At 72.3% G+C, this 20,622-nt stretch carries 17 protein-coding genes and 1 pseudogene; 13 read left to right on the top strand and 5 right to left on the bottom strand.

Features of this window, described 5'->3' with window-relative positions:
* Position 1: 1 nt before the first annotated feature.
* Positions 2-1,318 (top strand): sulfate adenylyltransferase subunit 1, encoded by a 1,317-nt coding sequence (locus A8713_RS31145; protein ID WP_064537053.1) that lies wholly within the window; start codon positions 2-4, stop codon positions 1,316-1,318.
* A gap of 75 nt (positions 1,319-1,393) precedes the next feature.
* Positions 1,394-1,939 carry an AAA family ATPase gene (locus tag A8713_RS31150; protein ID WP_064537054.1) on the top strand — a complete coding sequence of 182 codons (546 nt, stop codon included), beginning with the start codon at positions 1,394-1,396 and terminating at the stop codon, positions 1,937-1,939.
* A 6-nt stretch (positions 1,940-1,945) separates the two neighbouring features.
* Here A8713_RS31150 and A8713_RS31155 read toward each other — a convergent pair whose 3' ends face one another.
* Positions 1,946-2,854 carry a squalene/phytoene synthase family protein gene (locus A8713_RS31155; RefSeq protein ID WP_064537055.1) on the bottom strand — a complete coding sequence of 303 codons (909 nt, stop codon included), beginning with the start codon at positions 2,852-2,854 and terminating at the stop codon, positions 1,946-1,948.
* Between the two features lie 205 nt (positions 2,855-3,059).
* Between A8713_RS31155 and A8713_RS31160 the strand changes: the two genes are divergently transcribed.
* Together A8713_RS31160 and A8713_RS32825 are read left to right on the top strand one after the other, a co-directional pair.
* Positions 3,060-4,556, top strand: coding sequence for a catalase (locus tag A8713_RS31160; RefSeq protein WP_216826784.1), 1,497 nt, complete (start codon positions 3,060-3,062; stop codon positions 4,554-4,556).
* Positions 4,557-4,705: 149 nt separating this feature from the next.
* Positions 4,706-5,076 (top strand): annotated as a pseudogene (locus tag A8713_RS32825) (ankyrin repeat domain-containing protein).
* 77 nt (positions 5,077-5,153) lie between these two features.
* Here the strand turns inward: A8713_RS32825 and A8713_RS31170 are convergent.
* Positions 5,154-5,765: an NAD(P)-dependent oxidoreductase gene (locus A8713_RS31170; RefSeq protein ID WP_064537058.1), complete on the bottom strand. Its 612-nt coding sequence runs from the start codon at positions 5,763-5,765 to the stop codon at positions 5,154-5,156.
* 133 nt (positions 5,766-5,898) lie between these two features.
* Between A8713_RS31170 and A8713_RS31175 the strand changes: the two genes are divergently transcribed.
* Positions 5,899-6,567, top strand: coding sequence for a TetR/AcrR family transcriptional regulator (locus A8713_RS31175; RefSeq protein WP_237305509.1), 669 nt, complete (start codon positions 5,899-5,901; stop codon positions 6,565-6,567).
* A gap of 77 nt (positions 6,568-6,644) precedes the next feature.
* On the opposite strand, the gene A8713_RS31180 is transcribed toward A8713_RS31175, so the two are convergent.
* Positions 6,645-7,289, bottom strand: a complete 645-nt coding sequence (locus A8713_RS31180; RefSeq protein ID WP_064537060.1) for a TetR/AcrR family transcriptional regulator C-terminal domain-containing protein — start codon at positions 7,287-7,289, stop codon at positions 6,645-6,647.
* Positions 7,290-7,360: 71 nt separating this feature from the next.
* Between A8713_RS31180 and A8713_RS31185 the strand changes: the two genes are divergently transcribed.
* Both A8713_RS31185 and A8713_RS31190 read left to right on the top strand, forming a co-directional pair.
* Positions 7,361-8,914 (top strand): FAD-dependent monooxygenase, encoded by a 1,554-nt coding sequence (locus A8713_RS31185; protein ID WP_064537061.1) that lies wholly within the window; start codon positions 7,361-7,363, stop codon positions 8,912-8,914.
* Complete coding sequence (locus A8713_RS31190) at positions 8,911-10,473, top strand: MFS transporter (protein ID WP_064537062.1); 1,563 nt, start codon at positions 8,911-8,913, stop codon at positions 10,471-10,473. The genes A8713_RS31185 and A8713_RS31190 overlap by 4 nt, the downstream gene beginning before the upstream one ends.
* A 116-nt stretch (positions 10,474-10,589) precedes the next feature.
* Here the strand turns inward: A8713_RS31190 and A8713_RS31195 are convergent, their stop codons facing one another.
* Positions 10,590-11,564 carry an L-threonylcarbamoyladenylate synthase gene (locus tag A8713_RS31195; RefSeq protein ID WP_064537063.1) on the bottom strand — a complete coding sequence of 325 codons (975 nt, stop codon included), beginning with the start codon at positions 11,562-11,564 and terminating at the stop codon, positions 10,590-10,592.
* Between the two features lie 276 nt (positions 11,565-11,840).
* Positions 11,841-12,785: a methionyl-tRNA formyltransferase gene (locus A8713_RS31200; protein WP_064537064.1), complete on the bottom strand. Its 945-nt coding sequence runs from the start codon at positions 12,783-12,785 to the stop codon at positions 11,841-11,843.
* Between the two features lie 330 nt (positions 12,786-13,115).
* Here A8713_RS31200 and A8713_RS31205 point away from each other — a divergent pair, with 330 nt between their 5' ends.
* From A8713_RS31205 to A8713_RS31230, 6 genes are all read left to right on the top strand, one after another.
* Positions 13,116-14,483 (top strand): lysine N(6)-hydroxylase/L-ornithine N(5)-oxygenase family protein, encoded by a 1,368-nt coding sequence (locus A8713_RS31205; protein WP_064537065.1) that lies wholly within the window; start codon positions 13,116-13,118, stop codon positions 14,481-14,483.
* 158 nt (positions 14,484-14,641) lie between these two features.
* Positions 14,642-15,703 carry a FecCD family ABC transporter permease gene (locus A8713_RS31210; RefSeq protein WP_064537066.1) on the top strand — a complete coding sequence of 354 codons (1,062 nt, stop codon included), beginning with the start codon at positions 14,642-14,644 and terminating at the stop codon, positions 15,701-15,703.
* Positions 15,700-16,761, top strand: a complete 1,062-nt coding sequence (locus A8713_RS31215; RefSeq protein WP_064537067.1) for a FecCD family ABC transporter permease — start codon at positions 15,700-15,702, stop codon at positions 16,759-16,761. The genes A8713_RS31210 and A8713_RS31215 overlap by 4 nt, the downstream gene beginning before the upstream one ends.
* A gap of 41 nt (positions 16,762-16,802) precedes the next feature.
* A complete protein-coding gene (locus A8713_RS31220) occupies positions 16,803-17,669 on the top strand; it encodes an ABC transporter ATP-binding protein (RefSeq protein ID WP_064537068.1) in 867 nt (288 codons plus the stop codon).
* 83 nt (positions 17,670-17,752) lie between these two features.
* The gene (locus A8713_RS31225) at positions 17,753-18,817 is read left to right on the top strand and encodes an iron-siderophore ABC transporter substrate-binding protein (RefSeq protein ID WP_064537069.1); all 1,065 of its coding nucleotides are present in this window, start codon (positions 17,753-17,755) and stop codon (positions 18,815-18,817) included.
* Complete coding sequence (locus A8713_RS31230) at positions 18,814-20,601, top strand: ABC transporter ATP-binding protein (RefSeq protein WP_064537070.1); 1,788 nt, start codon at positions 18,814-18,816, stop codon at positions 20,599-20,601. Before A8713_RS31225 ends, A8713_RS31230 begins: the two co-directional genes overlap by 4 nt.
* The last annotated feature ends 21 nt before the right edge of the window (positions 20,602-20,622 follow it).

Below are 20,622 nucleotides of genomic sequence, written 5' to 3' on the forward strand. Positions count from 1 at the left end.
GATGACCACCGTGACACCCGAACACCTCGCGGCCACCACCCTGCTGCGCTTCGCCACCGCCGGATCCGTCGACGACGGCAAGTCCACCCTCGTCGGCCGCCTCCTGCACGACTCCAAGTCCGTCCTCACCGACCAGCTCGAAGCCGTCGAACGCGCCTCCGCCGGCCGCGGCCAGGACGGACCCGACCTGGCCCTGCTCACCGACGGCCTGCGCGCCGAGCGCGAGCAGGGCATCACCATCGACGTCGCCTACCGCTACTTCGCCACCCCCCGACGCCGCTTCATCCTGGCCGACACCCCCGGACATGTGCAGTACACCCGGAACATGGTCACCGGCGCCTCCACCGCCGAACTCACCGTGATCCTCGTCGACGCCCGCAACGGCGTCGTCGAGCAGACCCGCCGCCACGCCGCCATCGCCGCGCTGCTCCGCGTCCCGCACGTGGTGCTGGCGGTGAACAAGATGGACCTGGTGGGCTACCGGGAGCCGGTGTTCGCGGCCATCGCGAAGGAGTTCACGGCGTACGCGACGGAGCTGGGCGTCCCCGAGGTCACGGCCGTCCCGATCTCCGCGCTGGCCGGGGACAACGTGGTGGAGCCCTCCGCGGTCATGGACTGGTACGGCGGACCCACCGTCCTCGAACACCTGGAGACCGTCCGGCTGGGCGACACCTCGGCGAGCGGGCCTTCCCGCTTTCCCGTGCAGACGGTCATCCGGCACGGCGGGGAACGCCACTACGCCGGGCAGCTGCTCAGCGGCCGGCTCCGGGTCGGAGACACCGTGACGGTGCAGCCCTCCGGCCGCGTCACCACCATCACCTCGCTCGACGTCCTCGGACAGCCGGCGGACGCCGTGTGCGCGGGCCGGTCCCTCAGTGTGCGGCTCGCGGACGAACTCGACGTCGGGCGCGGCGACATGCTCACCGCCGGACCGCGGCCGCCCCGGATCGCCAAGGAGACCGGGGCCACCGTCTGCCATGTCGCGGACACCCCGCTGACCGTCGGCCACCGGGTGCTCCTCAAGCACACCACACGCACCGTGAAGGCGATCGTCACGGAGATCCCCTCGCGGCTCACCCTCGACGACCTCTCCCAGCATCCCGAACCTGGGCAGCTCGTCGCCAACGACATCGGCCGGGTGCGGGTCCGCACCGCCGAACCGCTCGTCCTCGACTCCTACGCCGACTCGCGGCGCACCGGCTCGTTCCTGCTGATCGACCCCGCCGACGGCACCACGCTCGCGGCCTGCATGGTGGGCGACGCGTTCGCGACCCGGGCCGCGGGACCGGCCGCCGACGGCGACGGGTGGGACTTCTAGGATGGGCGGACCGGCGGGCGCAGGACGACCACGGGCGGGTCGCCCGAGGGGACCGCCAGAAGTGGGGGAGAGCCTGTGATCGTCTGGGTGAACGGCGCGTTCGGCAGCGGGAAGACCACGCTGGTCGAGGAGTTGCGTCTGCGCCGGCCCGACGCGCTGGTCTTCGACCCGGAGCTGGTGGGCTTCGTCCTGCGCCGGATCGTGGAGGTGCCGACCGGTGACTTCCAGGACCTGCGGCAGTGGCGGCGCCAGGTCGTCAGCATGGCCGTGGGCCTGGTGGAGGAGTACGGGCGCCCCGTCCTGGTGCCGATGACCCTGGTGAACCCGGCCTACCTCGACGAGATCCTCGGCGCCCTGAAGGACGCGGGCGTCGAGGTGCACCACTTCTTCCTCCAGGTCCCCGAGGACGTCCTCGTCGGGCGGATCGAGGGGCGCAGTCTCACCCCGGACGATCCCGCCAAGGACGCGGAGGTCCGCGCCTGGTGCAGAGCCAGGATCGCGTCGTGCCTGGCCGTGGTGGACGCCCTGCCGCGGGACACCGTGCTGCTGGACGGCCGGTCGGCGCCGTCCGAGCTGGCCGACGCCGTGCTCGCGCGGATCCCCCGGGCTCAGGGGAGCTGAGTCCGCTCAGCGCTGTCGGCGGGCCCGGCGGCGGGCGCCCAGCAGGACCCGCAGCGCCCCCGCCACGGGCGGCTTCGCCGATCCGCGCAGCAGCCCGGTGCCGCGCGCCAGCGCCGCGTCCGCCGTCAGCAGCTCGATGTCGATCAGCGCGCCGATCAGGGCGCTGTACGGGGACGAGGTGAGGACGGGCAGCTCCCGGGCGGTGAGCAGATCCGCTCGGGCCGCTTCGACCTGATGCCGGACCAGTGCACCGACGCCCGGCGAGGCCCGTCCGGCGGCGATGTCCCGCGCCGTGACGGAGAAGCGCTCCAGCGTCCGTGCCGGGACACCGGTCCGCCCCTCCCGCGCGTCCTCGGCGAGGTCGTTGACGAAGTCCAGCCGCTGGGTGCCGTCGACGAGCGTGCGGCAGGCGGTCCGGTACGGCCCGTCGTCCCCCTCCGGCGCCAGCAGGATGCCGACCAGCAGGAAGGCGGGCATCGAGTAGGCGTCCAGGTAGGCCTGGTAGTCCGCCTCGTCGGCGAACCCGGTGAACTCGAGTTCCGCGTCGGCGGTGGACAGATACTCCTCGACCACGTCCCGCAGCCGCGGACGGGCGCCGATCGTGTGCATCAGCGCGCGGATCATGGGATCCGTGCTCCGCCCGGTCGCCAGCGCCTCGCGCACGTCCCGCCGGAACGCCCCCCACGCCTCGGCCCGCCGGGGCTTGGGGCCGGTGTCCAGCAGATCGTCGCCGTGATGCATCACCGCCGTAGCCGCCACCACGTGCGGCAGCAGCGGCCGGGGCAGCAGCGTCCTCGCCGCCAGGTACGCACTGCGCCGGAAGCGCGCCACCAGGTCCCGCTGTGCGCCGTAGTCGCTGCGCAACCCCGGCTCCCGTATTCCCGCCGCGTCCAGGGACCGGCTCCATGCGCTCATGATCGCATCGTAGGCGCACTGCCTGAAGTCCGGCCACGCACGGTCCCTCGGCCCACTTCACACGTATGCTGAGGGCCAGCCGAAGACATGTGTTTCGGGAACCCGGCCCGACAGGGACGACGTCCGCTATAGGGTGTGCGCAGATGTGAGGCGCGGGCACACATACACGGGTACCCGGCCGACCGGGACCACCGGGCCGTGAGCCATGCCGAGAACCACTTCCACCGAGGAGCGAGCAGTGCCCGAGAACAGCCAGAGGCCCCTGACCACGGTCGCCGGTGCGCCGGTCCCCGACAACCAGAACTCCCTGACGTCCGGCCCGCGTGGTCCGATGCTCCTCCAGGACGTGTGGTTCCTGGAGAAACTCGCCCACTTCGACCGCGAGGTCATCCCGGAGCGCCGGATGCACGCCAAGGGCTCCGGCGCGTTCGGCACCTTCACCGTGACCCATGACATCACGCGGTACACCAGCGCGAAGATCTTCTCCGAGGTCGGCAGGCAGACGCAGTTGTTCGCGCGGTTCTCGACCGTCGCGGGCGAGCGCGGCGCGGCCGACGCCGAGCGCGACATCCGCGGCTTCGCCGTGAAGTTCTATACGGACGAGGGCAACTGGGACCTGGTGGGCAACAACACCCCGGTGTTCTTCTTCCGCGACCCGCTGAAGTTCCCCGACCTCAACCACGCGGTGAAGCGCGACCCGCGCACCAACCTCCGCGACCCCGAGAACAACTGGGACTTCTGGACCAGCCTCCCCGAGGCCCTGCACCAGGTCACGATCGTGATGTCCGACCGCGGCATCCCCGCCTCGTACCGGCACATGCACGGCTTCGGATCGCACACCTACAGCCTGGTCAACGCCGACGGCGAGCGGTTCTGGGTGAAGTTCCACCACCGTACCCAGCAGGGCATCCGGAATCTCACCGACGCCGAGGCCGAGGCACTGATCGGCAAGGACCGGGAGTCCCACCAGCGCGACCTGTTCGACGCCATCGAGCGGGGCGACTTCCCGAGGTGGAAGCTCTTCGTCCAGGTCATGCCGGAGGCCGAGGCCGAGCACTGCCGCTTCCACCCCTTCGACCTCACCAAGGTGTGGCCGAAGCAGGACCACCCGCTCATCGAGGTCGGTGAGTGGCAGCTCGACCGCAACCCCGAGAACTACTTCGCGGACGTCGAACAGGCCGCGTTCACCCCGGCCAACGTGGTCCCGGGCATCGGTTTCTCCCCGGACCGCATGCTCCAGGGCCGGCTCTTCTCCTACGGTGACGCCCAGCGCTACCGCCTCGGTGTGAACCACCACCAGATCCCGGTCAACGCCCCCAGGAACCCGGTGAACTCCTACCACCGCGACGGCGGCATGCGCGTGGACGGCAACCAGGGCGCCACCCCCGGCATCGAGCCCAACTCCTACGGCCGCTGGCAGGAGCAGCCCGCGTACCGCGAGCCGAGGCAGGCCGTGGGAGCCTTCGCCGACCGGTTCGACTTCCGCGAGGACGACGACAACTACTTCGAGCAGCCCGGCGACCTGTTCCGCCTGATGAGCCCCGAGCAGCGGCAGGCGCTCTTCGAGAACACCGCTCGGGCGATCGACGGCGCCTCGCGGCGGACCGTCGAGCGGCACATCGCCAACTGCACCGAGGCCGACCCCGCCTACGGCGAGGGCGTCCGCAAGGCGATCGAGGCCCTGGCCGCCGGCGACCTCTGAGGCACGCCCGGCGCGGGCGCAGCCCGTCCACGCTGGGCCGGACCCGTTCCCGCACGACCGCCCCGTACGTACGACCACGATCACTTGTACGGGCATCTTCGCCCGTGACGACCGGACCAGAAGGAGCCGCGCATGAGCGGAGGCGGACCGTGACCCCCGAACAGACGCGTCGCGTCGTCGACCTGGCCCTGGACCTGGCCCGGCAGGGCCGCACCGGGGAACTGACGGATTTCGTGGAGCACGGGCTGCCGGTGGACGTCGGCGACCCGTCCGGCAACACCCTTCTCATGCTCGCCGCCTACCACGGCCACGCCGGCACCGTCCGCGCCCTGATCCGGCTCGGCGCCGACCCCGACCTGCGCAACGCCCGCGACCAGACACCCATCGCCGGCGCTCTGTTCAAAGGCGCCGACGACGTGGTGACCGTCCTGCGGCAGGCGGGTGCCGACCTCGACTCCGGCACCCCACCGCACGGGCCGCCGCCGCCCTGTTCGGCCGCGCCCACCTGCTCGCCGACTGAACCCGGGCACGGGGCCCGGATCCCGCGGCGCACCCGCTGCGGCGCGGCGGACCGGCGAGGACCGTACCCGCCGCCGATCAGCCGAGCGGTACGACGATCTCACCGCGGTACGCGGCCTTCTCCGCCTCGTCCAGCATCAGCGCGGCCACGGAGGCGCGGGACATCCTCGGCGGCAGCAGCGGTCGGCGCAGCTCCGCGAGCCGTACGACGCGGCGCCCGGGGCCGAGGGGCCCGCCGGTCAGATCCGGCGCGTGGAACACGGTGGCGCCCGCGTCCAGGGCGATCCGGTCGGCCTCGGCCTTCTCGGCCAGTTCCGCGCCGACCGCCATCCGCATCACCGCCTGGTAGAGGAGCCCGCCAGCGCCGGTCGAGACGCCGGACCCCAGCGCGCCCAGCCACACCGTGCGGACATGTGCCGCGGCGAGCAGCCCGGCCCCGGCGACCAGGGCGCCCGGACCGTCCTTCTTCCCGATGCCGATGGCCGAGACGGCCGCGTCGACGTCGTCCAGGCCCGGGAAGGTGTGCGGGGAGAAGACGTCCGCCTTCCGTATGTCGATGTGCCGCCCCGGCGGCAAAGCGGCCCGGTCGGGGTCGCGGACGAGGGCGACGACCTCGTGCCCCCGCTCCAGGGCCTGGGTGGTGAGCAGGCCGCCGACCCTGCCCGACGCGCCGAGTACCGCGATGCGCATGATGCTCCGTCCCTTAACTGAACAACCGTTGGTAACCTAAGTAAACGACTGTTGGTGAGGGCTGTCAAGGCGCCCCGTGGCTGTAGCATGAACAGCTGTTGGTCAACGGTCCACGCTGGTCGGAAGGGGGAACGTGTCGACTGACGAGGAAGCCGCCACCACCCGTCGCCGCCGCAATCCGCGCGGGCAGGGGCAGGTGCTCAGGGCCCAGCTGGTGGAGGCCGCGGCGAAGCTCCTGGCCACCCTCGACCAGCCGGAGACACTGACGCTGCGGCAGGTCGCGCGGGAGGTCGGGATCGCGCCCGCCAGTATCTACGGCCACTTCCCGGACCTGGGCGCGCTGGTCGAACACGTGCTGCGGCTGCGCTACGACGAACTGGCCGGACTGATGCACCAGGCCGCGCGGTCCGCGCCGGACCCGCTGGCGGACCTCGTCGCCCGGTGTGCCGTGTATGTGCGCTGGGGTGTCGAGCAGCCCGGCCACTACCGGACTCTCTTCGGCGGGCGGATGCCGGCCGACCTCGTCCCCGGATCCGCCCACGGCGCCGGTGCCGAACTGCTGGAGTCCGTCGTCGCCTCCCTGGCGGCCGTCACCGGCACGGACACGAGCTCCGAAGCGGAACACCGGTGGCAGGCGGGGCTCCTGCTCTGGACCGCGATGCACGGTCTGATCAGCCTCTACAACGACCATGGGGACATGCCCTGGCCGCCCCTGGACGACCTGCTCGCCGATCTGATCAGCCTGCACACCGCCCGGCCTGCGGCCGAGATCGCCGCGCTCCTGGTCCAGGACGGCGGCTGAGACCCGGACCGGGAACCGGCCGCCGGGCCAGGTCGCCCGCCCGCCGCCGGGACCGCTGAAGTGCCTCCCCGCCGAGGTCAGCGCTCCGGTGCCGCCACCGTAGCGGCGGCGCGCAGGATCTGCCCGATCCCGAAGCGGAAGCGCTCCTCGAACTCCACCGACATGAAGTCCTCCACCGCGCGGCCGAGTCCCGGGAAGTGTCCCTCCTCCAGGGTGGCGCGCAGGCCGGCGCGGTCGTGGGCGGGTGCGGCCTGCTCCTCCTGGACCAGGCCCAGGGTGAAGTAGAAGAGGTTCCAGGCCGTCCAGGCGGCCGTCCTCGGCGTGGGGCAGCCGCGCAGCAGGGCCGCCATCAGCCGGTCGGTGTAGGCCAGGGTGCGCGGCAGCGCCGGGAAGGTGCCCGCGACGACCACGCCGCCGTCCCGGTGCCCGAGCATGGCCCGCCGCAGCCGCATCAGCAGCTCGGCCGCCTGCTCGTCCCACGGCTCCGGCAGGTCCTCCAGGGCGACTTCGCCGAGCACGGCGTCGGCCATGGTGTCCAGCAGCCGTTCCTTCGTGCCGATGTGCCACATCACGGTGTTCATGCTCACCCCGAGCCGGGCGGCGATGGCCCTGGTGGAGAGCTTGGCGACACCGCCCGCGTCGAGTACGTCGAACGCCGCGTCGACCACCTGGCCGAGCGTGATCCCGACCCTGGCCCGGTCGGCGGCTTGCTTCTTGGTCACTGAACAAGTATACCTGCCTCAGCGTCTTGGTCAGTGATAGAGAACCAAGAGAACTCTCCGAAGAGGTGGTCATGGCGGACGACGTCGTCATCGTCGGCGGTGGGCCGACGGGCATGTGGCTGGCCTGCGAACTGCGCCTGGCCGGCATCCCCACGGTGGTCCTGGAACAGGAACCGCGCATCGATCCGAACTCCCGGGCGCTGACGATCCACCCCAGGACGATCGAGGTCCTCGCGCTGCGCGGGGCCCACCGGGGACTGCTGGCCGAGGGCGGCCGGATACCCAGCGGACACTTCGCGATCCTGGACGAGCGGCTCGACTTCGGGACGCTGGACACCGCGTTCCCGTACACCCTCACGATCCCGCAGGCGCGGACCACGGAACTGCTCCAGGAACTCGCCCTGAGCCGCGGCGCCGACGTACGGCGCGGCCACCGGGTGACGGACTGCGCGCCGAGCGGCGACACGGTCACCGTGTCCGTCGAAGGACCGCACGGCCCCTACACGCTCGACGCGGCGTACGTGGTCGGCTGCGACGGCACCCGCAGTCTGGTCAGGCGCCGCGCGGGCATCGGCGTCGAGGAGTCCCGCTTCACGGCCCTCGGCGCCCTGGGCGACGTGGTCCTGGACGATCCTCCGCCCGGCCCCGTGACCAGCGCCTGGACCATGCAGGGCACCCTCATGCTCGTACCGCTGCCCGGCGGCCGGCACCGGATCGCGCTGCACTCGCCGGAGGACGTGCGCGAGGACCGGCCGGGCGACCTCACCTTCGACGAGTTCCGGGAACGGGTCCGGCGCGTCACGGGCACCGACTACGGGATGCACAGCCCGTCCTGGCTGTCCCGGTACAGCAACACCACCCGGCTGGCCCGCCAGTACCGCAAGGGCCGGTTCCTTCTGGCGGGCGACGCGGCACACCAGCACATGCCGGCGGGCGGCGTCGGACTCAACGTCGGTGTGCAGGACGCGATGAACCTGGGCTGGAAACTGGCCGCGACCGTGTCCGGCCGGGCACCCGGGGCACTGCTCGACACCTATCACACCGAACGGCACCCGGTGGGGGCCGAGACGATCGAACACACCCAGGCCCAGACCGCGCTCATGATGGGTTTCTCCCCGCAGGGCCAGGCACTGCGCTCGCTGCTGGGAAAGCTGATAGCCGGTCAGCCGCGGCTCGGCGAGGCCCTCGCCGAACGCCTCTCCGGACTGTCCGTCGCGTACACCCCGCCGGCCGGTGCGCATCCGCTCACCGGCCGCCGGGCACCGGACCTGAGCCTGTCGGACACCGAGTCGCTGTTCGGTCTGCTCCAGGACGGCAGGGCCGCCCTCGTCGACTTCGGCCGCGTCGACGGCTTCGAGGCCGGCGACGCCGTCCCCGCCGACGCGGCCGGTCACTTCGTGCGCCACCGGTGCGCGCGGCAGGCCGGCCGGTCGCGCCCGGACTGGGCCGGTGTCACCGCCGCCCTGATCCGGCCGGACGGGCACATCGGCTGGGCATCGGAGGAGACCGACCCGGAAGCCCTCGCCGCCGGGGTCCGACACGTGGTCAGCACCCTCCACACGACACGCACCACCGGTGCCGCCGACAGCACCGGCACCACCCGCACCGAAAGGCACCCCGCATGACCCACCGCGCCGCACCGGGCGCCGGCGTTCCCCGCCCCGGCAGAGCCCTCCTCGCCCTCACGCTGACGGTCTCGGCGGTCCTGCTGGGCAGCACCGTCCTCAACGTGGCGCTCCCCACCATGCAGCGGGATCTGGGTGCCGGGAACACCGAACAGCAGTGGTTCCTCAACGCCTACACCCTCACCTTCGCCGGCTTCCTGCTCGTGGCGGGCAGCGCGGGCGACAGGTTCGGCCTGAAACGTGTGCTTCTCGCGGGTTCGGCGGCCTTCGCCGTGACGTCCTCCGTGGCCGGGTTCCTCGACTCACCTCTGGCGATCATCGTCCTGCGCGCACTCATGGGCGTGGCCGCCGCCGCGGTCATGCCCACCACCCTCGCGGTGATCCTCCGCGTCTTCCCCGCCGGGGAACGCGCAGGGGCCATCGCCTCCTGGGCGGCCGCCTCGGGCCTGTCCATCTCGCTCGGCCCGCTGCTCGGCGGGGCGCTGCTGAGCGCGGGCCTGTGGTGGGGCTCCGTGCTGGAACTCGTCGCCCTCTTCGCGCTCGCCGGTCTCGCGGCGAGCGCGGTGTGGATCCCCGTCATCCCCGCGGGCAGCCGCGGCGAACTGCGCATGACGCCCGTCGCCGCCTCCCTGGCGGGGATCGGCCTGCTCGTGTTCGGGGTCGTGCACGCCACCGACAGGGGCTGGGCCTACCCCGGCACCTGGCTGCCCGCGGCGGCCGGCGTCGCCGTCCTGGCGGTCCTCGTCGTCATCGAGGTGCGCCACCGCGAACCGCTCGTGGACATCGGCCTGTTCCGGCACACCTCGTTCACCGTCTCCGCGGTGGCGCTCACACTCGGTTCGTTCGTCGTCTACGGCTACCTGTACCTCACCACGTTCTACCTCCAGATCCTGCGCGGCTACTCGCCGCTGCGGACCGGGCTGCTCCTGATCCCGCTGTCGGCGGGACTCGTGGCCGGCGCCCCGCTCTCGCGGACCGCGACCCAGCGGTTCGGCGCCCGGACGACCATGGCGGCCGGTACGGCCCTGATGACCGCGGCGTTCGCGGGTGTGGCCGCTCTGGGCGCCCACACCTGGGACGGCTGGTTCGTGCTGGACGCGTTCGTCCTGCAACTCGGCTTCGCGCTCGTCCTCGCACCGGGCACCACCCTGGCCTCCTCCTCCGTGCCCGCCGAGCGCACCGGAGCGGGCTCGGCGCTGCTGAACACGCTGCGCCAGCTCGGCAGCGCCCTCGGCGTGGCCGTCCTCGGATCGGTTCTCTGGTCGCGGTACGGGGCCGTGATGCACGATCGGCTCACCGGTCTCCCGGCGGATGTCCGCCGAACGGCCGGGCAGTCGCTGACCTCGGCCCTGGCCACCGGCGACCCGGCAGCGGTGCACGCCGCCGGGCCGGCCTTCCTCGGCGCGATGCACCGGACGGGACTGGTCGCGGCGGGAGTCAGCGCCCTCGCCCTGCTCGCGACACTCCTCATACGTACCTCGGGCCGCACGAGGACCCTGAGGGCTGTCACACACATGCCCGCCGAGAAACGTGTTGACGCCGTCGACCACCAGGGGTGACACCTGTTTCCCCGTCGGCCCGTGACCGCGCGAGCGCCCGCGCCGGTGCTCCTCCGCCGGGCCGGCCGGCCGCACCCGCATCCCGGGGAGGGGTGTGGGCGCGGCGTCGGCGCAGGTCAGGCGGTGGGCCGGGGGCCCGCGGCGCGGCGGAGCCGGTTGGCGATCGCCAGGCCGAGCCCTTCCTCGGCCGGAAGGGAGGCGACGATGAGGTCGCACTCCTGCCGGTCGAGTTCGCGCAGGAACCCGTACAGACCGCGCGCGTAGGCGGCCGTCGAAGCGGGGACCGCGACCACGGCGTGCGCCTCGACCGCGGTGCCGGCGAGGGCGGGCGGGAGGAAGACGCCCACCCGGTGCCCGCGCTCCCGCGCGAGCCGCGCCTCGGCGACGACCTCCTCGGACCCGACGAGGACGACCCGGGCCCGCGGCGCGTAGTGCGACGGATGCTGGCCCGGCACCCGGACGTGACTGGTCGAGGGGACCGCGAGCGGGTGGCCCAGCACCGCTTCGAGATCCTCGCGCGTCACCCCGCCGGGCCGGAGGATGCTCGGGACATCGCCCGTGACGTCGACGATGGTCGACTCGACGCCGACCTCGCAGGTGCCGCCGTCCAGCACGAAGTCGACCGCGTCGCCCAGCTCCGCACGGACATGGTCGGCGGTGGTGGGACTGACCGAGCCGAAGCGGTTGGCGGACGGTGCCGTGACCCCGCCGCCGAAGGCCGCCAGCAGCGCGAGCGCGACGGGGTGGTCGGGCACCCGCACGGCCACCGTCTCCAGGCCGCCCGTCGCTTCGAGGGGCACGCGGGCGCCGCGCCGCAGCACCAGCGTGAGCGGCCCCGGCCAGAAGGCCCCGGCCAGCAGGCGCGCCGTCTCGGGCACCTCCTGGACCCAGTCGTCCAGGTGGTCCGCGCCGCCGATGTGGACGATCAGCGGGTGCGAGGGCGGACGGCCCTTGACCTGGAAGATGCGCGAGACGGCGGCGGGGTTCTCGGCATCGGCCCCCAGCCCGTACACGGTCTCCGTCGGCAGGGCCACGAGCCCGCCGCCGCGCAGCACACCGGCCGCCTTCTCGATGTCACTGGTTCTTGCCATCACCCTCGCCATCCTAGGCGCGCCGGGGCCCGGCGACGGCCGCCGGAGGTCCGGGTGCCGTCCGGGGAGGGCCGCGGCCCCTGGGACGCCGGGGCACCCGGCCGCGGACGGGACCCGGCCCGTCATCCGATCGGGACCACCGCGCAGCGGCCGTCCCGGGCAGCGGGCGCGGACCCGGGCGGGCGCGGGCCGGACCGACCCGCGGAGTCCCGGCACCGGTGTACCGGTGTGCCGCAGCGGCGCTGGGGCGGGCGGGGGAGAGGTGTGCCGGCCGGGTCAGGGGCGGTCGGTGAGATAGCCGCCCATGGACCGGAAGTACTCCGTCGCGGGCAGTTCGCGGCCGTCCTCGGTCCGGACGCGGGTGACGGCCAGGCCGTGGTTGCGGCCCGTGCGGGCGTCGGCACCGGCGACGATGACCACGCCGTCGCCCTCGCGGTAGAAGACACGGCCCGGGGTGCCCCCGTAGCGGCCCTCGGACACGACGGCGGTGAGGATCTCCAGGCGCTTGCCCCGGTGGAAGGTGAAGGCGGCCGGGTAGGGGGCGGACTGGGCGCGGACCAGACGCTCCAGGTCCTCGGCGGGCCAGCCCCAGTCGATCCGGATGTCCTCCTCGGCCCGCTTGTGGAAGAAGCTGGCCTGCGACCGGTCCTGCCGGGTGAACTCGGTCTCGCCGGAGGCGATCCGGTCGAGGGCGCCGATCGTGACCGGGGCGATCAGGTCGACCGTCTTGTGGAACAGGTCGGTGGCCGTGTCCCTCGGGCCGACGGCGACCGCGCGCTGGAGGACGATGTCACCGGCGTCGAGCACCTCGTCCATCAGGTGCGCGGTGACGCCCACTTCGGACTCGCCGTTGATGAGCGCCCAGATCAGCGGGGAGAAACCGGCGTACTTGGGCAGCAGCGAGTCGTGCACGTTGAGGGTGCCGTGCGGCGGCAGGGTGTAGACGCGCGGCGGGATCCAGGTCCGCCAGTTGTTGGCGACGATGATGTCCGGGTCGGCTTCCTTGAGCCGCTGGAACAGCTCGTCGTCGGGGCGGTCGCGGATGACGACCGGGACGCCGTGCTCCTCGGCGAGTTCGGCGACCGAGTCGCTCCAGATCTTCTCGTAGGCGTGCTCGCTCTTGGGATGGGTCACGACCATCACGACGTCGTGTTCGGAGTCCAGGAGCGCTTTCAGGGTGCGATGGCCCCAGGTCTGATAGCCGAACATGACGACCCGCATCAGGGGTTCCTCCTCGGGGAGAGCGACAGCACCAGAGTGAGTAAAGCAAGCCTTACCTAACGTTGCAACAGCCGTGATTCCGGGCGCGGTTGGCCGGTGAGCGGACAGGCCGTCCGCTTTGTCTGGTCGACAGCGTCGTGCGATGAGGTTAGCTTTACCTAAGTTCCGCTCGGCCGCCGGTCCTCGGTGCGCCTGGAACCCGTACCGCCCCGTCCCCGCAACCGCTGTATCCCCACATCCCCGCATCGGTACCGGAGTTCCTCCGGTCTCCCGGCTTCCCCACCCCGACAGGACGCCCGCGGGCGGCTGTCCCGCACGAATGGGAGTGACATGTCACAGGCTCTTCCTGGCGACGCTCCACTGATCCACGATCTGATCGGTGTCGGCTTCGGGCCGTCGAACGTCGCCATGGCGATCGCGCTGAGCGAGCACAACGCGCGCGTCGGAAGACACGAGACGGTCACCGCTCACTTCTTCGAACAGCAGGCCGGTTTCGGCTGGCACCGCGGCATGCTGATCGACGACGCGACGATGCAGGTGTCCTTCCTGAAGGACCTGGTGACGCTCCGGAACCCGGCGAGCGAGTACAGCTTCCTGTGCTACCTCCAGGACAAGGGCCGCCTGATCGACTTCGTCAACCACAAGAACCTCTTCCCGCTCCGGGTCGAGTTCCACGACTACTTCGAGTGGGCCGCGGCGAAGGTCGACGACATGGTCTCCTACGGGCACCGGGTCGTCGCCGTCGACCCCGTGGTGCGCGACGGCGTGGTGGAGTACGTCGACGTGACCGCCCGGTCCGGCGACGACATCGTCGTCCACCGCGCCCGCAACCTCGTCCTGGGCACCGGACTGCGCCCGCTCATGCCCGAGGGCGTCGAGCGCGGCGACCGCATCTGGCACAACTCCGACCTGCTGGCGAAGGTGGACGGCCTGGCGGGCACCGAGCCGACCCGCTTCGTCGTCGTGGGCGCGGGCCAGAGCGCCGCCGAGAACGTCGCCTATCTGCACCGCCGCTTCCCCCGTGCCGAGGTCTGCGCGGTCTTCTCCCGCTACGGCTACAGCCCGGCGGACGACAGCAGCTTCGCCAACCGCATCTTCGACCCCGAGGCGGTCGACCAGTACTTCGCGGCGCCGGAGGACGTCAAGCGCCGGCTGATGGACTACCACGGCAACACCAACTACTCCGTGGTGGACATCGACCTCATCGACGACCTGTACCGGCAGGCGTACCAGGAGCGGGTGCTCGGCACCGAGCGGCTGCGCTTCCTGAACGTCTCGCGCCTGACGGACGTGGCGCGGACGCCCGACGGGGTCCAGGTCACCGTCAAGTCCCTCGTCACCGGCGAGGAGACCCGACTGGACGCCGATGCCGTGGTGTGCGCCACCGGGTACCTGGAGGCCGACGGCCTCGGTCTGCTCGGCGAGGCGGCCGACCGGTGCCACCGCGACGAGCAGGGCCGCGTCCGCGTCGAACGGGACTACCGGGTGGCGACCGACCCCGAACTGGCCTGCGGCATCTACCTCCAGGGCGGCACCGAGCACACGCACGGCATCACCTCCTCCCTGCTGTCCAACACCGCCGTACGCGTCGGCGAGATCCTGGCCTCGATCCTCGACCGCGGCCTCAAGGACGTGCCCGACGCCATCCGGCCCGTCGCCGGGGGAGCCGGCGGCCAGATCCACCAGCCGGCCCGCTAGCCGGTCCGCGGCACCCAGCAGATCCGCGGCACGCAGCAGAAAGGAACGTCCGTGCCCCCTGTCATCCGCCCGCGCCCCGGCGGCCGGCCACCCGGCCGGTGCGGAGCGCCCCGGCACCCCGGCGGCCGGGCTCGAGGCAAGGGATAGCGTTCGTCGACATGGGCACGACTACAGTGGAACGTCCCGCGTCCTCGCGGGTGGTCGCGGAGGCCCGGCGGCGGCGGATCGCGGGCCTGGGCGTCATCGTCGGGATCCTCGTGGCCGCCGCGGTGGTCTCCCTGGCCGTCGGCGCGCGGGCGTTGAGCCCGGCCGAGGTGTGGCACGGACTGTCCGGTGCGCCGGACCCCGACCAGAGGGCCACGGAGATCCGGCTCATCGTGCGGACCGTACGGGTGCCCCGTACGGTGCTCGCGATCGTGGCCGGGATCGCGCTGGGCACCAGCGGGGCGCTGATCCAGGGATACACGCGCAACCCCATCGCGGACACCGGCCTGCTGGGGGTGAACACCGGCGCCTCGTTCGCCGTCGTGTCGGCGATCTCCCTGCTCGGGCTCACCAACCCCTTCCAGTACGTGTGGTTCGCCTTCCTGGGCGCCGCGGTCGCCGGTGTCGTCGTCTTCGGCCTGTCGAGCATCGGCCGGGGCGCGGGCAACCCGCTGACCCTCGCGCTGGCCGGACAGGGTGTCACCGTGTTCCTCGCGGCGATGACGACGGCGGTGGCGCTGTCGGACAAGGCCGCGCTGAACGCGCTGCGCTTCTGGAACGCGGGCTCGGTGGCCGGCGTCCGGTTCGACGTCATCTGGCCGATGACGGCCTTCATCGTGGTCGGGCTGGTGCTGGTCCTCGCCACCCTGCCCTCCGTCAACCTGCTCAACCTGGGTGACGACGTGGCGCGGGGCCTGGGGGTGAACATCACGCTGATCCGGACGGTCGGCATCGTCGCCGTCACCCTGCTCGCGGGCGCGGCCACGGCGGCGTGCGGTCCCATCGCCTTCCTCGGGCTGATGGTGGCACACGTGGCCCGCTACCTGGCCGGTCCCGACTACCGCTGGCTGGTGCCGTACGCGGGTCTGCTCGGCGCGGTCGTCCTGCTGGTCTGCGACATCGTGGGCCGCCTGGTGGTGCGTCCGGGGGAACTGGAGGCGGGAGTCCTCGTCGCCCTCCTCGGCGCCCCGTTCTTCGCGGTCCTGGTGTGGCGGGGAAAGTTCAGGAACGCATGAACACGACAGTGGTGAAGTCCTCGGTGGCGCCGGGTGTGCGCATCGGCTCCGTGTCCTTCGTGTGGCGGCCCAGGGTCGCGCTGGTCACGCTGGTGCTGGCGGCGGCGGCCTTCCTGGCGTTCTGCCTGTCCATCGCCGTGGGGGACTTCCCCCTGAGCCTGAGCCAGGTGATCGCCACGCTGTTCGGGCGGGGCGAGCGGGTGGACCGGTTCGTCATCATGGACCTGCGCATGCCGCGGGCCCTGGCCGGTCTCGTGGTGGGCGTCGCGCTGGGCGTGTCCGGAGCCATCACCCAGTCCATCGCCCGCAATCCGCTGGCCAGTCCGGACGTGCTGGGCATCACCGGGGGCGCCGGCGCGGTCTCGGTGTTCCTGGTGACGGTCTCGGGCGGGGCCACCACGGCGGTCGTCACCTCGGTCGGCCTGCCCGCCGCGGCGCTGGCCGGCGGTCTCGGCGCGGGGCTGCTGGTGTACTTCATGGCGTGGCGCCGCGGGATGGACGGCTTCCGGCTCATCCTCATCGGCATCTCGGTGAGCGCCGTGACGGAGGCGCTCACCACCTGGCTGCTGGCCACCGCCGACATCCGGGACGTGGCGCGGGCCCAGGCATGGCTGGTCGGCTCGCTGGACGACCGCTCCTGGGACCAGGTCCGGCTGGCGCTGTGGGGCACGCTCGCCGTCCTGGCCGTCGTGACGTGCGCCGCCTTCCAGTTCAAACCGCTGCACTTCGGCGACGACGTGGCCGCCGGGCTCGGCGTCCGCCACCGGCTGGTGCGGGCCGTCCTGATGCTGTGCGCGGTGCTGCTGGCCGGGTTCGCGGTGAGCGCGGCGGGACCGGTGCCGTTCGTCGCGCTGGTGGCGCCGCAGGTGGCGCTGCGCCTGACGAAGTCCCCGACCCCGCCGATGACGGCGTCCGCCATGGTGGGAGCGGTGCTGCTGACCGGCGCCGACCTCGTCGCGCGCACCGCGCTGCCTCTCTCCCTGCCGGTCGGCGTGGTCACCGCCGCGATCGGCGGGCCCTTCCTCGTCCACCTCCTGGTGCGGGCCAACCGCCGCTAGGTGATAGAAAGTTAGGCAAGCCTAAACTCAAGGGGGAGGCCGTGGTCGCTCAGTACACCACCGAGACCGGTTCCGCGACACAGGACGTCCCGCGGCTGGCGGCCCGGGGCGTCTCGGTCGGCTACGGCGACCGGACCGTCATCGACACGCTGGACGTGGCGATCCCGCCGGGTGTGATCACCACCATCATCGGCCCCAACGGCTGCGGGAAGTCCACCCTGTTGCGGACCCTGTCGCGGCTGCTGAAGCCGACCCGGGGCTCGGTCGTGCTGGACGGCGCGGACATCGCGGAGCTGAAGACCAGGGACGTGGCGAAGAAGCTCGGTCTGCTGCCGCAGTCGCCGGTCGCCCCGGAGGGCCTGACCGTGGCCGACCTGGTCGCCCGGGGCCGTCATCCGCACCAGAGCTGGCTGCGCCAGTGGTCCTCCGACGACGCCTCGGTGGTGGAGCGCGCGCTCGCCATGACCGGGGTGTCCGACCTGGCGGGCCGGCCGGTCGACGCGCTCTCGGGCGGGCAGCGGCAGCGCGTCTGGATCTCGATGACCCTCGCCCAGGGCACCGACCTGCTGCTGCTCGACGAGCCCACCACCTATCTGGACCTGGCGCACGCCGTCGACGTGCTGGACCTCGTCGACGACCTGCACGAGTCGGGACGCACGGTGGTCATGGTGCTGCACGACCTCAACCTGGCCGCGCGCTACAGCGACAACCTCGTCGTGATGAAGGCGGGTTCGGTGCTGGCGCAGGGCCATCCGCGCGACGTGGTGACCCCCGAGCTGCTGCACGAGGCGTTCGGTCTGCGCGCCGAGGTGATGGTCGATCCGGTGGGGGAGCGGCCGCTCGTCGTGCCCATCGGCCGGACCCACGTCCGGGATCCGGGCGGCCGGAAGGCAACTCCCGCAACTTAGGCTAGGTTTACCTTACTCATCGCGGGTAAGGTGTGCCTGCCCGCACGGGCCGCAGCGGACTGCACGAAAGCAAGGGATCCCGGATGCTCCTCGATCGAACGGCACGTACGAAGTCCTGGCGGCGGCTGGCGGCGACCGTGTCCGCCGTGGCCCTCGGCGCGGGTCTCCTCGCGGGGTGCGGCTCCGGTTCGTCGGACGACAAGGACGACAGCGCGGGCGCCGGTGCCTCGGCGTCGTCCGGCGCCTTCCCGGTCACCGTGCAGCACGCGTTCGGATCCACCACGATCACCAAGGCCCCCGAGCGGGTCGTGACCGTGGGCTACACGGACGACCAGGACGTCCTCGCCTTCGGCGTCAAGCCGGTCGGCATGGTCGACCAGTACCCGAACCCGGCGGGCAGGAGCCCCGACATCAACACCCAGTGGCCGTGGGTGAAGGACAAGTGGGGCGACGCCCGGCCCACGGTCATCATGAGCAACGGCGACTCCGGCCCCAACTACGAGAAGATCGCCGCCCTGCGGCCGGACCTGATCATCGCCGTCTACTCCGAGATCGACCAGAGCGCGTACGCCAAGCTCTCCAGGATCGCTCCGACGGTGGGCCGTACCAAGGCCGAGAAGGAGCCGTTCAGCGCACCCTGGCAGGACAACGCCCTCCAGATCGCCACGGCGCTCGGCAAGGCCGACGAGGGCAAGAAGCTGGTCCAGGGCATCCGGGACCAGCTCGCCGCGGTCAGGAAGGCCCACCCGGAGTTCGCCGGCCAGAAGGCTGTCGCGCTGTCCTGGTACAAGGACGCGGTCGCGCCCTTCACCACCACCGACGTCCGCGGACAGCTCCTGTCGGGCATGGGCTTCAAGGGCCAGACCGAGATCGACAAGATCGCGGGTGACAAGTTCTACACGACGCTCTCCCCGGAGCGCATGGACCTCGTCGACGTCGACCGGGTGTTCGTCATCAACGACAAGGCCGACACCGAGGCGCTGAAGAAGTTCGCCCTCTTCACCAACCTGAAGGTGGTCAAGAACGGCAAGGTGTCGTACCTCCTCGACAGCGAGGGCCCGGCCGTGGGCGCCGCCATGTCGCAGGCCACCCTGCTCTCCCTGCCGTACGCCGTCGACGAGCTCGTCAAGTCGGCCGGTCAGGGGTGAGCACCCCGCGGACGCGTGTCGCCCCGGCCGTCCTGCGGACCACGACCGGCCGTGAGGCGGCCCGGTGGGTGGCGGCGCACTGCCGCGGCGCACCCTGGCTGACGGCCGGCACCGTGTTCAGCACGGTGGCCGGGGCGGCGCTCCAGATGCTCCCGGTGCTCCTGCTCGGCCGGGTGGTCGACGAGGTGACCGGGGGCAAGGAGCGCTCGGCGCTGCTGACCGTCGGAGTGCTGATGGTGGCCGCCGCGCTGCTCGGCGCGGCGGCCACCGCCGTCTCCACCTATCTGATCGGACGGCTCGGCGCCGACCTGCTCGCGCAGTTGCGCGAGGGCGCCGTCCGCGCCGTGCTGGGCATGCCGAGCGCCCGGATCGAACAGGTGGGCCGCGGCGATGTGCTCTCCCGGGTCGGCGACGATGTGGCCGTGCTGTCCAAGGGCATCCGCGCGGCCGTCCCCACGGTCTTCTCCGCGGGGGTGCTGGTGGCCGTCGCCACCTTCGGCATGTTCGGCCTCGACTGGCGGCTCGGCCTGGCGGGCGCCGGTGCGCTGCCCGCCTACGCGCTGGCCCTGCGCTGGTACCTGCCCCGGTCCGCCCCGCTCTACCGGAAGCAGCGGGCCGCCCAGGCGGACCGCGCGCAGTCGCTGATCAGCGGCCTGAACGGCATCGAGACGGTGCGGGCGTACCGCCTGGAGGAGGCGTTCCGCGAGAAGGTCGACGCGGACTCGCGGCGGGTGCGCGACCTCGGCATCGAGGTGTTCCGCTTCTTCGGCCGGTTCGTCGGGCGGGAGAACCGCGCGGAGTTCATCGGCCTGGTCCTGATCCTGGTGGTGGGTTACGCCCTGCTGGAGACCGGCTCCGCCACGCTCGGCGAGGTGGCGGCCGCGCCGCTGGTGTTCCACCGCCTGTTCACCCCGCTGGGCGCCATCATGTTCACCTTCGACGAGGCGCAGAAGTCGGGCGCGAGCCTGACGCGGCTCGTCGGGGTGCTCGCGGAACCCACCGAGGAACGGTTGGTGGGCGACTCGACCGCCGACGACGACGAGGGCGCCGCGTGCTCCGTGACGGTCAAGGGGCTGACGTTCACCTATCCCGGCGCCGAGCAGCCGGTGCTGCGGGATGTCGACCTGGCGATCCCCGCGGGCGGTTCGCTGGCCCTGGTCGGCGCGACGGGTGCGGGCAAGACGACACTGGCCGCGCTCATCGCCGGTATCGGCACCCCGCAGGCCGGGTCGGTGCGCGTCGGGACGACCGATCTCGCCGACCTGGACGAGGCCGGGGCGCGAGCGCTGGTGAGCATCCTGACCCAGGAGACACATGTCTTCTCCGGCCCGCTCGCCGAGGACCTGAGACTGGCCGCACCGGGCGCGAGTGACGCCGAGCTGACGGACGCGCTGCGTACCGCCGGCGCCCACGCGTGGGTCGAGGCGCTGCCGGACGGGCTGTACACCGCGGTCGGCGAGGGCGGCGAGCGGCTGGACGGCACCCGGGCCGCCCAGGTCGCCCTGGCCCGGCTGGTGCTGGGGCGGGCGCCGGTGGTGGTGCTCGACGAGTCGACGGCGGAGGCGGGCAGCGAGGGTGCCGCCGAACTCGAACGGGCGGTGCTGGCCGCGTGTTCCGGCCGGACCGCGCTGTTCGTGGCGCACCGGCTGACCCAGGCGGTGGCCGCCGACCGGATCGCCGTGCTGGACGCGGGACGGGTCGTGGAGCAGGGGACGCACGAGGAACTGGTCGCTCTGGACGGCCGTTACGCACGGCTCTGGAGGGCCTGGCGAGAGGGTGGTTAGGCGCCGAAAGTTAGGTTAGCC

The organism is Streptomyces sp. SAT1, assembly GCF_001654495.1.
GTDB lineage: Bacteria > Actinomycetota > Actinomycetes > Streptomycetales > Streptomycetaceae > Streptomyces > Streptomyces andamanensis.

Bases quoted from the DNA above. Each gene is read 5' to 3' on its own strand.
- A8713_RS31200 (WP_064537064.1), bottom strand. From the start codon at position 12,785: ATGCGGGTCGTCATGTTCGGCTATCAGACCTGGGGCCATCGCACCCTG.
- A8713_RS31155 (WP_064537055.1), bottom strand. From the start codon at position 2,854: ATGAGCGCATGGAGCCGGTCCCTGGACGCGGCGGGAATACGGGAGCCG.
- A8713_RS31185 (WP_064537061.1), top strand. From the start codon at position 7,361: ATGGCGGACGACGTCGTCATCGTCGGCGGTGGGCCGACGGGCATGTGG.
- A8713_RS31205 (WP_064537065.1), top strand. From the start codon at position 13,116: ATGTCACAGGCTCTTCCTGGCGACGCTCCACTGATCCACGATCTGATC.
- A8713_RS31210 (WP_064537066.1), top strand. From the start codon at position 14,642: ATGGGCACGACTACAGTGGAACGTCCCGCGTCCTCGCGGGTGGTCGCG.
- A8713_RS31195 (WP_064537063.1), bottom strand. From the start codon at position 11,564: ATGGCAAGAACCAGTGACATCGAGAAGGCGGCCGGTGTGCTGCGCGGC.
- A8713_RS31170 (WP_064537058.1), bottom strand. From the start codon at position 5,765: ATGCGCATCGCGGTACTCGGCGCGTCGGGCAGGGTCGGCGGCCTGCTC.
- A8713_RS31225 (WP_064537069.1), top strand. From the start codon at position 17,753: ATGCTCCTCGATCGAACGGCACGTACGAAGTCCTGGCGGCGGCTGGCG.
- A8713_RS31190 (WP_064537062.1), top strand. From the start codon at position 8,911: ATGACCCACCGCGCCGCACCGGGCGCCGGCGTTCCCCGCCCCGGCAGA.
- A8713_RS31145 (WP_064537053.1), top strand. From the start codon at position 2: ATGACCACCGTGACACCCGAACACCTCGCGGCCACCACCCTGCTGCGC.
- A8713_RS31160 (WP_216826784.1), top strand. From the start codon at position 3,060: ATGCCGAGAACCACTTCCACCGAGGAGCGAGCAGTGCCCGAGAACAGC.
- A8713_RS31215 (WP_064537067.1), top strand. From the start codon at position 15,700: ATGAACACGACAGTGGTGAAGTCCTCGGTGGCGCCGGGTGTGCGCATC.